The organism is Tychonema sp. LEGE 07196, assembly GCF_963890365.1.
In the GTDB taxonomy this organism is placed as follows: Bacteria; Cyanobacteriota; Cyanobacteriia; order Cyanobacteriales; family Microcoleaceae; genus Microcoleus.
This window is the reverse complement of the sequence record NZ_CAWPRX010000066.1, coordinates 1-15,216: the sequence shown is the minus strand read 5'-3', so window position 1 is coordinate 15,216 and position 15,216 is coordinate 1. Positions and strand designations below refer to the sequence as shown.

Here is a 15,216-nt window from a genome sequence, read left to right as displayed (position 1 = left end):
GAGTTGAAGTTAGTGGCGTGGTCAGAGTTGGTAATGACATACTGGTAATTGTGAAAGCACCTAACGAGCCAACCAGTCGATATATCAAAGTAGGACAGCGGATTGCCAGCGGGCAGGTGCTGATCAAACGAGTTGATTTCAAATCTGGAATCGAGCCTGTTGTGGTTTTAGAAGAAAACGGTGTAGAGGTGTCCAAAATTGTGGGAGAAAAATCTCCCCAAGTTGCCCAGAACTCTGTGAAATGAAAAATTTACCTCAATCCCTAGAACGAAAATTGAGAACATTGATGCTTCGCTCAATTCAAAAACTTGGAATCCTGATGTTGGTTAGTTCGGGGGTAGGATACCTCTCGTTTGTAGCCAGCACTCAGCCCTCATTGGCGGAGCCAGCATCAGACCAAACCCGCCCTCCCGTTTGCGAAGGCTCTCCCCCGAACGGTCAAGTCAAGTGCAACTACTCGAATGGTGACAATTATCAAGGAAGTTTCGTCAGCGGCAGACCCCAAGGACAAGGAATATACGTCTACTCGAATGGCGATCGCTATGAAGGACAGTTTCGTAACGGCGTGCCCAACGGTCAAGGCGTGTTTCTGTTCGCCAGCGATGCCCGCATGGTGGGAGAGTTCCGCAACGGTCTGATCGTTAGGGGAGAAGCTATTTTTGCCAATGGCGATCGCTACCGGGGAACATTTCAAATTGTCGAACAAATTGGCGGGGGGGCCGCTAGCAGTCAGCCGCACGGCCAAGGGCAATTTATCTTTGCTAACGGCGATCGCTACGCCGGACAGTTTTTCGCAGGAAACCCGTTTGGTCGGGGAGTCTTCACCCGCACTGACGGCACCCGCTGCGACGGTCAGTTTTTTAACGAACAGCTAGACGGCAAAGGTAGTTGCAGTTTCCCAAACGGCATTCGCTACCAAGGCGAACTGCGTAAGGGACTCCCTCACGGTAGAGGAGTAATTACAGATGCTAAAGGCAGACGGTTTTCAGGAGAGTTTCGCGCAGGCAAGCGCGTTCAACCCTAAAATTTAATATCTGATATTAGTGGAGCTGTTTTGAAATGACGACAAATACTGCTTCTGCTTCCGATCGCGCTAACGAGTTTCCTTTCGACTTTGCCCCGCAGCCGACTCAAGATGCTGACTTGTTGCGGCAACTAGATTTCGTGCCCGGTTTGAAGCAAATCTTGACTGTGCGTCAAGTTCATGCTTTAGAACACGCTACCGTTTGGGTACTCAGTCAATCTGGCCCTGCAGCGACAGCAAAAGCCGATAATCAGTTATTGGGCGGGATGTCCACAGACGAAGGATTTTATCTTTACGGTCACGTTGACATCGCACAGTTGCGTCGCGCAGTGGACGAGGCTTTGCACCGGATTGCTGGCGGAGAGTGGGATTTAGCCGTACATCCCCGCTGCGGCACAAATTTGTCCGCGGCAATGCTACTGACTGCTGGACTTGCTGTCGGTATCAATTTAGCCCTGCCGAAAGGGCCCATCCTGCAACTTTTAGGTTTGGGTGCTGCGGCTGCGGCTGCGGCTCAGTTAGCTCCTGACGCGGGTTCTCTGGCTCAGCGCTACGTGACAACTGCTATTCCGTTTAATTTGAGTGTAGTTGATATTACTGTAAGTAACGACTTCTGGGGACGCGAAGCTCATTTTGTGCGAGTGCATTGGGTAGAATAGCTGCACAGTATTAAGCCCGATCGATCGCAGTCACGGACGCAAAAAAGTGTCAACAATCACGGACTGTGCAACCGGAATATATCTAACTCATCTGCGTTAATCTGTGTTAATCTGCCTGTATCTGCGGTCAAAAAAAGAGAATTTCTTCACCGCAGATGACAAACGATTGACGCGGATTCACGCCGATGAATAGAATAGATATCTGAATAATTCCGATGCAGCGCGGATTTAATCTAACTAATAACAATTAACTCATGATTTAGGGGTCATCGAAGCTCCTAAATGCGATCGGGATCTACTCCTAATTCTCGCAACTTCGCCGCCAATCTTTCAGCCCGTTGGCCCTGCTCATCAGCCCGTTGGCGATCCACCGCAGCTTGCTGCTCAAGTTCGTGGAACCGAGCTTGTTCTGCTTTTATCAACCCTTCAACTAAAGGCGGAGACAGTATTTCATTCACTGATAATGTCAGATTGGGAAATACTGCAGATACCAGTTGTTGCCCCGCCCTAAAATCAGTCTGGGTATAGATGTCTTCCCCTTCAGGAAAGGCTAAAACTCGCACCAATTCTTTGTTAGGTGTAGGGTCAACAATGATATATTCGGGCACGTTAGCTAGTTCGTACTCTGCTCGTTTAATCACGTAATCGGCGCGCCGATTTTGACTCACTACCTCTATCACTAACAGCGGCTTTTCCTCAAAATCGAGGATACCAGAACCTGGTCTAGCGGCAGCTTGTTCCAAAAGACTTTGAGTGCAAACAACTACATCGGGAATCCGAGATGTATCTTCTTCAGTTCTCACTCCCAGGCCTGTTTTTGCTACTAAGTCAAGATTGTTTTCGGCTAGGTAACGCTGCAATTTGTAAACTAAATATTCGCAAATTTTGATATGTAAAACTGTTGCGGTTGGCACCTGAATTAATTTGCCTTTGTACAGTTCATATTGTAGATCGGAATCAGTTTGATAAAATCGGTATTCTTCAAAGGTCAAAGTGGGTGAAGTATCAATTTGCTTTGATTCAACAACTGGCACTACAGATTGAGACATATCTTTTCACCGATGTCGATATAATTCTATTATATTCAATCTGCCTCGATCTGGGTGGATTTGCGGTTAAAAATTCCCAATGATCGATCGCACTCGCCACCAGAATTGTCAGAGAATAGTTGAATAGTGTAAAATCAATTTGGCGATCGCCCCGAGAACTCAATTTCACGCTTCAATACACCATCCGACGCCCTATGTCAATCAAAAAAAATCTTTCCATAGCCCTGTTAGTTTTCATCCCCATTTCCATCGCCGCTGAGTATTTGCACTGGGGTTCCCTCGCAGTTTTCATCACATCCGCTTTAGCTATTGTACCTCTGGCGATTTGGTTGAGCACAGCAACAGAAGAAGTGGCGATCGTCACAGGGCCATCCATAGGCGGCTTATTAAATGCAGTCTTCGGCAATGCTACGGAATTAATTATTGCCATAGTTGCCCTCAAAGCCGGCTTGATTGACATTGTAAAAGCCAGCATCACCGGCACAATTATCAGCAACTTGCTATTAGTTATGGGATTGTCCATGCTGCTAGGAGGACTAAAGTACAAAGAACAAGAATTTAAGCCAGTTATCGCGCGGGTGAACGGTTCCACAATGACTCTAGCGGTGATTGCAATTCTGCTGCCGGCGATGGTGATTTACACCTCAAACGGAGTGGAACCAGCAGCTATTCAGAATCTTTCGTTAATAACTGCGATCGTCCTAATTGCAGTTTACGGTCTAACTCTGCTATTTTCCTTAAAAACTCACAGCTATCTTTACGAAGTCAGCTTACTAGAACTAGAGTCAGGAAATCCTCAAAATACCGATGAAACTACAGCGCACAAACCGAATTTGTGGCTGTGGGTAGGGGTGTTAGTTGCCTCAACTGTTGCCGTTGCTTTTGAATCTGAAATTTTCGTTGGCGTTGTCGAAGAAACTACCAAAGGATTGGGATTAACGCCGCTGTTTACAGGGGTAATTCTGTTGCCGATTGTTGGCGGCGCGGCCGAATATGTAACTGCGGTGGGAGTTGCGATGAAAAACAATATGGATTTGTCAGTTTCTGTCGCGATGGGTTCGAGTTTGCTAGTGGCTTTGCTGGTGGCGCCGATATTGGTAATTATTGGATTAGTGATTCATCAGCCGATGGATTTAAACTTTAGTCCGTTTGAAGTAGTCGCAGTTGCGATCGCGGTAACAATAGCTAATCTAATCAGTCTCGACGGGCGCTCGAATTGGCTGGAAGGAGTGCTGCTTTTAGCAACATATATTGTGTTAGCATCGGCATTTTACTTTCACCCCATTACTTGAATCAATCATTGTCGGTAGATATTGAAGATGCGACTAAATCGTTTTAAAATGTGACTAAATCGCGCCATTTGTCTGCTGTCTTTCTTCCGACTCCTTGCAACCTTTCGACATCCTCCCAAGACTGAAAAGGCTGCCTTTCTCGCGCTGCAATAATTTTTTCCGCTAACTTCGGGCCTACTCCTGGTAAGGTTTCTAATTCTTGCTTAGTGGCTGCATTCAAATTAACTAATTTTTTCCCTGCAATTTGAGGCTTAGCATTCGCAGATTTTGAGGCTGCTTGTAGTGAATCGCATTCTTGTTTCTTAGCGTCGATTTTCTTTTTGATGCGGTGGGGAATTCCCAAGATTGCACCTTTGTAAAGCCGATCGAACTCCCGCTCAAAATGGGCCGCAACTGTCGGACTCTCGATCGCCAGCAACGTCTCATCATTCCCGTGATTTGCAGCCTCACTCCAGTTGTGAGAACCTGTAAGCACCGTATTTCCGTCGATAACGCCGAACTTGTGGTGCAGGCGATCGCCCATTGGTAACAGCGGCACCCCCACGGTAGTCAGCGGCTTTCTCCACGGGCGATTGTCCGCTTCCCAGCGGCAATCTTGCATCAAAGTCGCCCCCATCATGTCTAAACCTTCGCTGTAAGGGCGATAAATGAAATTTGAGTCAATCAAACCTCGCACCGCAACACCCCGCCTAGCGGTAATTTCCAGAGTATTTGACAACCGCTGAGCCGAAAATACAAACAGTGCCAAATCCACCGACTTTTTCGCACTGCCCAAGTTTTTGTTAATCAAACTATTGACGCTGTTTTCCCAAGGCAAAGTCGCACTTGTCGGCGAAAATTGCACCGCAACAGTGGCATTTCCTACTATTACTTTTTGGACATAACGAAACGGTTTTTTGATGCCAAATTTGCTGTCCGGTTTACCTCCTGGCCCGTCACCCCACATGATGTTAAATTCTTGAGTAAATATTTTCGCTAAGTCAGGGCTGGCAATTTTTAATAAATTGTTGGCATTGCCGCGACTGGCTGCTGTTTTGAAATCGCCGTGGATATCGCTGGTTGTAAAATTTGCAGAAGTTACGATTACTGTTTTGTTATCAATTACTACAAATTTGTGGTGCATCAAACCGCTGCCTTTACTGCCGTCAGCAGTATCGTCAATGACAGGAATTCCCGCATTTTTGACAATTACTAAAGCATCGTTTTGTTTGATTTCTTCCGGGCTTAATTTGCCGTCTTTATTGGTATCGGCAAGTTGGACGAATTCGTTGTAACGATCGCGATCTCGTTCGGGTAATTTCGCTAATTCTAGGGTTGTATAATCGCTCCAAGGGCGTGTATACAGATGTTCGACTATTAATCTGACTTTAATACCCGCTCGCGCGCGATCGGCCATTTGTCGCGCAATACCGGGCAAGCGAAACTCTTGAACCGCTACATCTACCGTCGATCCAGCACTGGCTACTGCCTCGGCGACCAACTTTTCTAAATCATCCCCAGGTCTAGTTTGCGCGCGATAAGGCTCTGTATAATTAGAAGTGAGGGACTGATTGAAGTATACTTGCAACAAGGTGTCTTGAGGCAGCGGAGGCAGACTCGGAGGCAAATTCTGCACCTCTTGCTTTGGTTGTCCGCAACCCGCCAGAGCGATCGCCAGCAGTCCAGCACAACACAAACCGAGCAAATTATCATAAAATACAGTCACAAAATTTTAAATTTTATTGAGGTTATAGGCTTACCCACAATTCAAACATATTCGATAAAGTCAACTTAGAACCTATAAATTTTATGAAAGGGAATAGATTTTACGTCTTGTAGAACTGCCTCGATGCCGGAAGCATCACTGGTAGGGTAGCAGCATTCAGGGGCGTGGGTCAAACCCGATACTGCTGCTTTATGGCTAAAAGAAAAACAATTTTTGATTGCGGTCACAAAGGATATGGTAAAGCGTGCCATCGCTGCACGCAAGAGTTGGCAGCGCAGCAGCAATATATTGAAATGCTGGCAGAAAAACAAACCAAAAAACAAGAGAGGGAAGCATCATTTGCTAGAGATGCGATCGATCTCAGAGGTCTACCCGACCACGTAGTTACTAAAGCTCGCGCAATTATAGCAGCTTTGGGGGAAAACAAGAATTACAGAGATTTCGGCGGCAAACGCCTGCGTCACAACCGCTGGATTGTGAGCATTCCTGTAACACGCAACTACAGAATGCTTTGTGAAGATTGCGGCACTTTCTTAATTCCCCAAAAAGTTTTGTCCCACGAAGACTACAACGTCTGCAAACCGGGAAGTTAGTTAGTTGTTATGGGTTATGGGTTATGGGTTAATTGTGAGTTGTTATTTGTTAGTTGTTATTGGTTATTGGTTATTGGTTAGTTGTTATTGGTTATTGGTTATTGGTTGTTAGTTGGTTGTTAGTTGTTATTTGTTGTGCTTTTTTTGGGGGAGATGTTATAATTGTTCAATGTTATAATTGTAAATGTATGGTTAGGTTTCAAGAGTTGCAGTTTTATCAATTAGCAGAGCAAATTTCTAATGAAGTTTGGTTGATTGTTCAATCCTGGGATTTCTTTGCTAAAAATACAGTGGGGCAACAATTGGTTAGGTCAGTCGATAGTATTGGTGCTAATATTGCCGAGGGGAATGGGCGGTATAACTACAATGATAATCAACGTTTTATCAAAATAGCCAGGGGGTCACTGCATGAAACAAGACACTGGTTAAGATGAGCTTGTGCCCGACACCTGTTAACCACCGAGCAAATCGAGCGCATAAAACCTTTAATAGACGAACTATCTCCCAAACTCAACGCTTACCTAAACTCAATTCAAAGCAAAGCAAATACTCAAGCGTTGAAACTCAAGAAAATACCCAAAAGCAAACTACCCACAGACTCTTGACAAATAACCAATAACAAATAACCAACAACTAACCAACAACAACTAACCAATAACAACTAACCAATAACAACTAACCAATAACAACCAACAACTAACTCATTAAAACCATGCAAATTTACCTCGACTATAGCGCCACAACCCCGACACGCCCAGAAGCAATTGAAGCCATGCAAAAAGCCCTCACTCAGCAGTGGGGAAATCCTTCTAGCTTGCACGAATGGGGACAAAGAGCGGCCACTACTTTAGAATTAGCTAGAATGCAGGTTGCTAGCCTAATTAACGCACTACCAGAATCGATAATTTTTACTAGCGGGGGAACTGAAGCGGACAATTTGGCAATTATGGGAATTGCCCGTCTTTATACAAAGCCGCAGCATATCATTATTTCCAGCGTAGAACATTCCGCAGTCGCAGAACCGGCGCGACAACTCGAACAGTGGGGATGGGAAGTAACGCGATTACCGGTGGATAAATTGGGGCGAATTCACCCCTTGGATTTGCAAGAAGCATTGCGATCGAATACAGTGTTAATTTCGATTGTTTACGGGCAAAGTGAAGTTGGCACGCTGCAACCAATTGAAGCATTATCACAAATTGCCCGATCGCGCAATATCATATTTCATACCGATGCAGTTCAAGTAGCCGGGAAACTGCCAATAGACGTGCAGAAATTCCCCGTAGACTTGCTTTCGCTTTCGAGTCACAAACTTTACGGGCCGCAAGGTGCAGGCGCGCTTTACGTGCGTCCGGGACTGGAATTAGCGCCAATGTTGGGGGGGGGCGGACAAGAGTTGAAACTGCGTTCAGGGACGCAAGCGCTGCCCGCAATCGTGGGTTTTGGAGTGGCGGCGGAGTTGGCTTTGCAGGAAATAGATGCAGAAACAGCGAGATTGATTGAATTGCGCGATCGACTTTTTGACAAATTAGCCCACATACCCAGTTTAGTACCAACGGGCGATCGATATAACCGACTGCCGCACCACACCAGTTTTTGCATTGTCTCCCCCCCATGTAACCCTTACCAAGGAATAGATACAGGGCGAATCACAGGCAAAACTCTCGTGAGACAGCTAAACTTAGCAGGAATTGGCATAAGTTCCGGTTCCGCTTGTAACAGCGGTAAACTAACAGCAAGCCCAGTTTTGTTAGCAATGGGATATAGCGAAAATGATGCTGTTTGTGGAATTCGCTTGACACTGGGACACCAAACAACCGAAGCTGATATTGATTGGACAGTAATTGCGATCGGGCAAATATTAGATAGATTAATGCCCAAAGTAGCATTGTGCCGGCATTAGAAACAATCTCAGAAACCTGGTTTTTTCTAAAATCTTCGCCACTAATCGAATATATTCGCAAAAACCAGGTTTCTCGCTACGACGCACAATCTCAGAAACTGGGTTTTTTCCAATATCTTCGCATCCAATCGAAATCCCAGAAATCATTTTCGGCTCCCCTCTCGTATTTTTGCCCGTATCATACCCTGATTCAGCAACGCCAGAGAGCCAATCTCCCAAGGCTGGTGCTACGAAGCAGACACCCGCCCGCAGTGATGATTGGGAATCGCCGCTCTTTCAGGACGGGGTGGATGTCAAGGCTGCTGTTCCGGGCGAAGCGGAGGCGATAGATCTATTTCTACTGTAGCCTGGGATGGGGTTGTGGGGGCGATCGAACTTTGGGCGATGGAAATTTTTTAGAAATATGTTGAAATAATCAGGATTTGGTGTATTATCGTATAACGTCAATTTTCAGACGTAACGGCGGCATAGCCAAGTGGTAAGGCAGAGGTCTGCAAAACCTCCACCCCCAGTTCAAATCTGGGTGCCGCCTTTGTTTTTATGGGTTTTGGAAGGGTTCAAACAACCGATTTCCAAGGTTTCCGGGATTGTAACAAAGTGTGTATCGCGTTTAATTGCAGATAATTGACTGTAAAAAGTAATGCAAATTTAATGCTGTGCAAATTTCAGCAAAATTGAATCAAGCTAACGCTCGGTTAAAGGCGAGCAAGATTGGTATCACCATTTTACAGCGAGGCGATAGCCTATATCTTCAAGCCGTGCTGCCCCCGCGACCAAGCTCCGGTAAGTCATCTCCTTGTCAGCAGCAGATTGCCTTGAGAATTCGGTAGTAATAAATATGTAGTGATTAGATATTTATTGGCTCAAATGATATAAAAGTTCATAATCGCTCTGTTTGGATTTATAGCTGACACCAAATTCTGGCTCTAAATAAGTAGCTAGCTCATCGAAATCCCAATATTTTTTATTTTTTAGCGATCCGATTACTTCAGTTCTTTGTAGAGATGTTAAATATATTTTTGACCCTTTATGCCCTAGTTTTATCCCTGTAATGCCTTTGGTTTTAAATTATTTTTTCCAACAAGACTCATAGATTGTGTTCACTTCAAGCTTTTGTTAGATTAGAGTTTATGCGCTCTGAAAAAACAATTAGTAACTGATATAAAGTCCAAAGGAATCTATTCACTTCAGTTATACGTGAGCATATTTTGGCAAACCGATTCAGTGATGGCATTGTCTAAAATATATAAATGATATTTTTGGTCAATGCGTAAGTCCGATTTTTGTAAAGCCGTTCTAAAAGGACGGGGTTTATACCCATTTTTTTTGATGACAACAGTTTCTCCACTCCGAGTCGCCCAAATCACCGACACTCACTTGTTTGCACAGATCGATCGACAATGGAAAGGGATTTCAACAGCCCGCACCCTCGAAACAGTTCTCGATCGCCTGCAACAGATAAAGCCGCCGCCAGACTTACTTTTGCTGACAGGGGATTTATCCCAAGACGAAACAGCCGAATCCTACGAACTCCTGGCCTCCTTGATTTCCCCCCTCAACATCCCCGCTTACTGGATACCTGGGAATCACGACAACATCCCAGTTATGCAGCCAATATTAGATAAGCCGCCGATTTCCCCAGAAAAATCATTTCACTTGGGAAACTGGCAGTTTCTGCTGCTTTCGAGTGTCGAAGCCGGATGCGACGGCGGGCGGCTTTCCCCGGAGAGTTTGGAATGGCTGGACTCTCAACTGCAACAAACGGGCGATCGATTTGTTACGATTGCTTTGCACCATCATCCGCTGGCGATCGACTGTGAAATCATGGACAGCATGATGCTGCACAATGCCGATGAATTTTTGGCAATTGTCGATCGATACCCTCAAATCAAAATAGTCCTTTGCGGCCACATTCACCAAGAATTTCATCAACAGCGAGGCGGAGTTTCCTACTTGGGTACTCCCAGTACCTGCATCCAACTGTTACCCAAAACCTCTCCGATTGTCCTCGACACCATCGGGCCCGGATTTAGATTGCTCGAATTGGCGATCGACGGTACTTGGGATACTAAGATTGAGCGAGTAGCCGGAGAACCTGCAAAATCTTGATATTTGACAGTTTAGAGGTCGTTGTGCGATCGACCCAATCGAAGAATCATCTTATTTCCCGTAAAATAACCGTTACCAAGTTCGATCGTTCGGACTTGTGTGCGCCTCAAAACTCAGAAAACAGAAGTCCTCACTACCAACCATTTATCCTCACTGCAAACCGATTTAATCGTCGGCATTCAAGCTGACATCATATCAAGCAGGTTTGCGATCGCACAATCACAAGTCCTAGAACATATTTTTTGCGCTGTTACATATGCTGAAAAATTTTTCTATGCAATATACAAAATTGTCAATCTGTCAAAAGATATATTTTATTATTCATTCATATATTTTATCATTCGTAATGACCGTAGATTGCAGAAATAGCGAGAGCGCTCGGCAACTAACAACAATAGATCGGGCAACTTTAAAAAACAGGAAAAACTTAATATGTCTGAAGTCAATGGCGTCATGATGCAGTATTTTCACTGGTACACCCCCGATGACGGAAACCTGTGGAATCAGCTAGCCGAATCTGCAAAAGATTTAGCTAAAATTGGCGTTACATCTCTGTGGTTGCCACCCGCTTATAAAGGAACGGGTGGCGGTATGGATGTGGGCTATGGTGTCTACGACTTATTCGATTTAGGCGAATTCGACCAAAAAGGGTCAGTACGCACTAAATACGGTACAAAAGATGAGTATTTGCGCGCAATCAAAGCTGCCCAAGATGCTGGAATTCGGATTTATGCCGATGTTGTCTTCAACCACAAATTAGGTGCCGATGCCCAAGAAGAAGCCGAAGCCACACCCTTCAATCCAGACAACCGCAATGACACCGTAGGTGAATATCAAAAAATCAAAGCTTGGACACATTTTACTTTCCCCGGCCGCGACAAAAAATATTCCAGTATGGAGTGGCATTGGTGGCATTTTGACGCCATTGATTACAACGTTTACGACACTGACAACCATGCCATTTACCTGCTAAAAGGCAAAGAATTTGATGAGGGAGTAGACCTAGAAAAAGGCAATTTTGATTACCTCATGGGTTGCGACTTAGATATGGACAACCCAGAAGTCACCGGGGAATTAAAATACTGGGGCGAGTGGTATGTGGATACAACAAACGTTGACGGATTTCGTTTTGATGCCGTCAAACACGTAGCAGCAGGATTTTTCCAAGAGTGGTTGGAACACGTCCGCAACTATGCCAAACGCGACCTATTTGCCGTAGGTGAATATTGGTCTTACGAAGTGGAAGCTTTGCATTACTTCATCCAAGCAACGGACGGTAAAGTATCCTTATTTGATGCGCCCCTCCACTATAACTTCCACGCTGCTAGCAAAGCCGGCAACAGCTACGACTTGCGAACAATTTTCGACGGCACCCTCGTTCAACAGCAACCCACTCTAGCCGTTACTTTGGTTGACAACCACGATTCTCAACCCTTGCAATCGTTAGAATCAGTTGTCGAATCTTGGTTTAAACCCCTTGCTTACGCTTTAATCCTGCTGCGGAGTGAAGGATATCCCTGTATTTTTTACCCGGATTATTACGGCGATCACTATAAAGATACAGCAAATGATGGCAATGAATACGAGATTTGGTTAGACAAACATCAGTGGATTCTAGATAAATTGCTGTTTGCCCGCCAAACCTATTCCTACGGTAATCAATACGATTACTTCGACCACGCTAACACAATTGGCTGGACGCGACTAGGAAACGAAGAACACCCTGGTGGCATGGCTGTGGTACTAAGTAATGGAGGCGATGGCACTAAGTTTATGGAAGTCGGCCAGCCCAATCGAACTTATATTGACATCATGGAACACGTCAAAGAACCCATCGTAACAAATGACGATGGTTGGGCAGATTTTAGGTGTAACGCCGGTTCAGTTTCTGTCTGGGTTCCGCAGCAGGAAGCATGACCGTAATCTTGACGGAATCCTCTGTCTAAAGTAGGGTGCGCTAGGCGCACCTTACCGCTACAATTATCGCATCAAACAAATTTTTACTTAGCTGTTTTTGATGACTCAAGTCTATTCGTAGTGATGACTTCAGTCCTATCTCTCTATACTTATATTTATAAACATCGTCCCCAAATAAATTACATAAAAAAATATGAAACTTGCAGAAAAAGTTGCCGTTATTACCGGCGGCGGGTCGGGAATTGGTCGTGCAGCAGCAATTTTAATGGCCAAGGAAGGCGCAAAAGTTGCTATTATCGATCTAAGTTTAGAAACGGCGCAAGAAACAGTCCGCAAACTAATCAATGAAGGAGGCAGCGGGCTGGCAATTGCCGCAGATGTGGGCCATTCTGAGCAAATGCAGCAGGCATTTCAAACAATTTTTGACGAATATCAAAGAATTGATATTGTGTTCGCCAATGCGGGGATTAACGGTATCTGGTCGCCGGTAGAAGAGATAAGACTCGATGAGTGGGAACGGACAATTAACACCAATCTGACAGGAACATTTTTGACTGTAAAATATGCAGTTCCTTATCTAAAAAAACAAGGAGGTTCGATTGTGATTACCTCATCGATTAATGGCACCCGAAGCTTCAAAAAAGTTGGCGCTACAGCTTACGCTTGCAGCAAAGCTGCCCAGGTAGCTTTAGCAAAAATGCTGGCGCTAGAACTTTCTCCGAGTCACATCAGAGTCAATGTTATCTGTCCGGGCGGGGTGCTGACTGCGATCAATGAAAGCACTGTTAAGCGCCATCTCGATCGCATTCCAGTTGACCGTGATTGCCTTCAAGATATGATTCCTTTGACTGATAATACCGCTGGTTCGAGCCTAGATATCGCGAAATTAGTGTTATTTCTGGTATCGGATACCTCCAGTTTTATCACGGGTACTGAAGTCTGGATTGATGGCGGTGGTTCTTTGGTTTAAAAGTTCAATAGTTGATTAGATCGAATACAGTTGCATGGGAATTATTATGTAGTTTGAGATGATTCGGCGGTTGAAACCGCGTCTACACAAACGATGTCGGCCCCAAGGCCGACGAATTCATAAAGGGGAGTCCCAATACGGATTTGGTATAATCACTAATGACCAATGACCAATGACTAATGACTAATGACTAATGACTAATGACCAATGACTAATGACTAACTCTCCATTTTTTGACAGCAGTTTGTAATGTTTGCGGCAGCCAGTTATCATACTGAGGATAAACAGGCAAACGTTGCACGAGTTGCCATCCCGCTGCTGCTAAAATTTCTGTTAAAGTTTGATGTTGCAGGTGAGGATAATCGGGATTAACTTCATCCAATGGCCCAATTCCGCCTAAATCTGTCGCACCTGCTTCTAAACAAGCCAGCAATATATCCGGTTGTGTAACTAAATTTGGCGGGATTTGCAGGGAGATTTGTGCAGGTAAAATGCTGCGGGCGATCGCAATTACTTGCGGCATTTTTGTAGCATCAAAAACTTCACCCTCCCAACTTTGCTGATTTCCGGGGCTGTGGGGCTGGAGGATAACTTCTTGAATGTGATTGTAGCGCGAATGAATCTGGGCGATCGCCTCCAGAGTCTCAATCCAATCAGCTTCACTTTCCCCGATTCCCAACAGCAAACCAGTCGTAAACGGAATCTGTAATTCCCCAGCCCATTCTAACTGTTGCAGCCGCAGCGCCGGCACTTTACTCGGTGCGTGTCGGTGAACAGTTTGTAACAAATCGGGGGACAACTGTTCTAGCATCAGCCCCATTGAAACATTCACTTGTTTTAACTGCGCCATCTCCTCAAAGCTGAGCGGCCCTACATTAGTATGCGGCAAAAATCCGAGACTGAGTGCCAGTTCGCACAAATCGTAAATCCGCTGAAACCAAGCTTTTCGCCGTTGACTCTCGGGATGTACTTCGCCGCTGAGGATCAGAATTTCAATTACACATTGAGGAAGCAGCAACTCAAGCTGTGTTTCGGCTTCTGGGAGTGTCAGCCAAGGACTTTGCAGCGGTTGGGCCCGAAAATTGCAATAGGTGCAGCGGTTGAAACACTCGTAGGTGGGAACCAGAGTATAAGCGGGGCTGTAGGTGACGGTGCGGGACATTCCTGGGGATTTTGAGCGATCGGACTCGATCGACAACTATATATTTGACACTCCTCGACCTGAAGGTACGAGGATTCTTGGTTCACCGAGACCACTTAAACTAGATTCCTTGCAGTCTCTAGATCAGAGGTGGGACTCTCCCCAAGCGTTAATTAGGGTATGCCCTACCCTATTTGCTTTTGAGCAAGTCCTGTTTCAGTTTGAAGCAAATTCGCTTCAAATGCTGTGAGTCTAGCTCCTCTGAATCTTTTACCTACTGCGAGGTGGAGTAAGCGAAAAATGCAGTAGAACCGCTTAGATTCAATTTTCAAGGTTTAGCGCTTTGTCTTTCGACAGCTAGGTTTTTAGAGTGGTTGATTACCTTTCCACTACTACAAGCATACAGCAAAGCCGTGCTAGAAGCATGGGGTTTTAGACCCATTTTTATGATAAGTGCGAGTTTTGCGGTTGCCGATCGCAATACTTCATCTATCTTAACACTCACGCCAGTCCCGAATCACCTTGCCAGCTAGATTATGAAGATTATTTTTTTCGTGCGATCGCCTGTAAACTCCGAACTCTGCTTTATCAAATCCCCATACAGCAAGCTTTAGAAACCAATATAAAAAATACTTATACTAAACATAATAAAAACTGTAGTTAAAAACCCTTTACAAACTGAAATAAAAGGTTTATGTTATATACATGGCGGAACACAAAGCCGTCACGAACATTGACAACCAAATAACGCAATCATAAACACATGACAACCACATTACAGCAGCGCGAAAGCGCTAACCTGTGGGATCAGTTTTGCAACTGGGTCACATCGACCGACAACCGCCTCTATGTAG

At 45.1% G+C, this 15,216-nt stretch carries 13 protein-coding genes, 1 tRNA gene and 1 pseudogene; 12 read left to right on the top strand and 3 right to left on the bottom strand.

Translation table 11 applies throughout. The annotated features are described in order from the left end of the window. The 3 genes and pseudogenes from AACV78_RS08560 to AACV78_RS08550 all read left to right on the top strand — a co-directional run. Positions 1 to 245, top strand: a pseudogene (locus tag AACV78_RS08560) (hypothetical protein); the annotation flags it as partial. 74 nt (positions 246 to 319) lie between these two features. Then, the gene (locus tag AACV78_RS08555) at positions 320 to 1,024 is read left to right on the top strand and encodes an MORN repeat-containing protein (RefSeq protein WP_445329581.1); all 705 of its coding nucleotides are present in this window, start codon (positions 320 to 322) and stop codon (positions 1,022 to 1,024) included. Between the two features lie 35 nt (positions 1,025 to 1,059). Beyond that, positions 1,060 to 1,683, top strand: coding sequence for a DUF6391 domain-containing protein (locus AACV78_RS08550; protein WP_194012238.1), 624 nt, complete (start codon positions 1,060 to 1,062; stop codon positions 1,681 to 1,683). A 278-nt stretch (positions 1,684 to 1,961) separates the two neighbouring features. On the opposite strand, the gene AACV78_RS08545 is transcribed toward AACV78_RS08550, so the two are convergent. After that, positions 1,962 to 2,732 carry a Uma2 family endonuclease gene (locus AACV78_RS08545; RefSeq protein ID WP_194012239.1) on the bottom strand — a complete coding sequence of 257 codons (771 nt, stop codon included), beginning with the start codon at positions 2,730 to 2,732 and terminating at the stop codon, positions 1,962 to 1,964. 194 nt (positions 2,733 to 2,926) lie between these two features. On the opposite strand from AACV78_RS08545, the gene cax reads away from it, so the two are divergent. Then, a complete protein-coding gene (gene cax / locus AACV78_RS08540; protein WP_194012240.1) occupies positions 2,927 to 4,024 on the top strand; it encodes a calcium/proton exchanger in 1,098 nt (365 codons plus the stop codon). 43 nt (positions 4,025 to 4,067) lie between these two features. On the opposite strand, the gene AACV78_RS08535 is transcribed toward cax, so the two are convergent. Next, positions 4,068 to 5,729, bottom strand: coding sequence for a DUF655 domain-containing protein (locus tag AACV78_RS08535; protein WP_194012241.1), 1,662 nt, complete (start codon positions 5,727 to 5,729; stop codon positions 4,068 to 4,070). 191 nt (positions 5,730 to 5,920) lie between these two features. On the opposite strand from AACV78_RS08535, the gene AACV78_RS08530 reads away from it, so the two are divergent. The 8 genes from AACV78_RS08530 (at position 5,921) to AACV78_RS08495 (ending at position 13,221) form a co-directional block, all read left to right on the top strand. Further along, the gene (locus AACV78_RS08530; protein ID WP_194012242.1) at positions 5,921 to 6,322 is read left to right on the top strand and encodes a DUF7682 family zinc-binding protein; all 402 of its coding nucleotides are present in this window, start codon (positions 5,921 to 5,923) and stop codon (positions 6,320 to 6,322) included. Positions 6,323 to 6,381: 59 nt separating this feature from the next. Further along, entirely contained in the window at positions 6,382 to 6,756 is a 375-nt protein-coding gene (locus AACV78_RS08525) for a four helix bundle protein (protein WP_339383532.1), read from the top strand. Positions 6,757 to 7,034: 278 nt separating this feature from the next. Then, entirely contained in the window at positions 7,035 to 8,225 is a 1,191-nt protein-coding gene (locus tag AACV78_RS08520) for a cysteine desulfurase family protein (RefSeq protein ID WP_194012243.1), read from the top strand. Positions 8,226 to 8,394: 169 nt separating this feature from the next. Next, positions 8,395 to 8,571 (top strand): hypothetical protein, encoded by a 177-nt coding sequence (locus tag AACV78_RS08515; protein ID WP_194012244.1) that lies wholly within the window; start codon positions 8,395 to 8,397, stop codon positions 8,569 to 8,571. 115 nt (positions 8,572 to 8,686) lie between these two features. Continuing rightward, positions 8,687 to 8,757 (top strand) — tRNA-Cys (locus AACV78_RS08510). A 797-nt stretch (positions 8,758 to 9,554) separates the two neighbouring features. Continuing rightward, positions 9,555 to 10,334 carry a 3',5'-cyclic-AMP phosphodiesterase gene (cpdA, locus tag AACV78_RS08505; RefSeq protein WP_194012245.1) on the top strand — a complete coding sequence of 260 codons (780 nt, stop codon included), beginning with the start codon at positions 9,555 to 9,557 and terminating at the stop codon, positions 10,332 to 10,334. Positions 10,335 to 10,766: 432 nt separating this feature from the next. After that, positions 10,767 to 12,251, top strand: a complete 1,485-nt coding sequence (locus tag AACV78_RS08500; protein ID WP_194012246.1) for an alpha-amylase — start codon at positions 10,767 to 10,769, stop codon at positions 12,249 to 12,251. Between the two features lie 193 nt (positions 12,252 to 12,444). Further along, positions 12,445 to 13,221, top strand: coding sequence for an SDR family oxidoreductase (locus AACV78_RS08495; protein WP_194012247.1), 777 nt, complete (start codon positions 12,445 to 12,447; stop codon positions 13,219 to 13,221). Positions 13,222 to 13,432: 211 nt separating this feature from the next. On the opposite strand, the gene cofG is transcribed toward AACV78_RS08495, so the two are convergent. Next, positions 13,433 to 14,383, bottom strand: coding sequence for a 7,8-didemethyl-8-hydroxy-5-deazariboflavin synthase subunit CofG (cofG, locus tag AACV78_RS08490; protein WP_194012249.1), 951 nt, complete (start codon positions 14,381 to 14,383; stop codon positions 13,433 to 13,435). Positions 14,384 to 15,216: the final 833 nt, after the last annotated feature.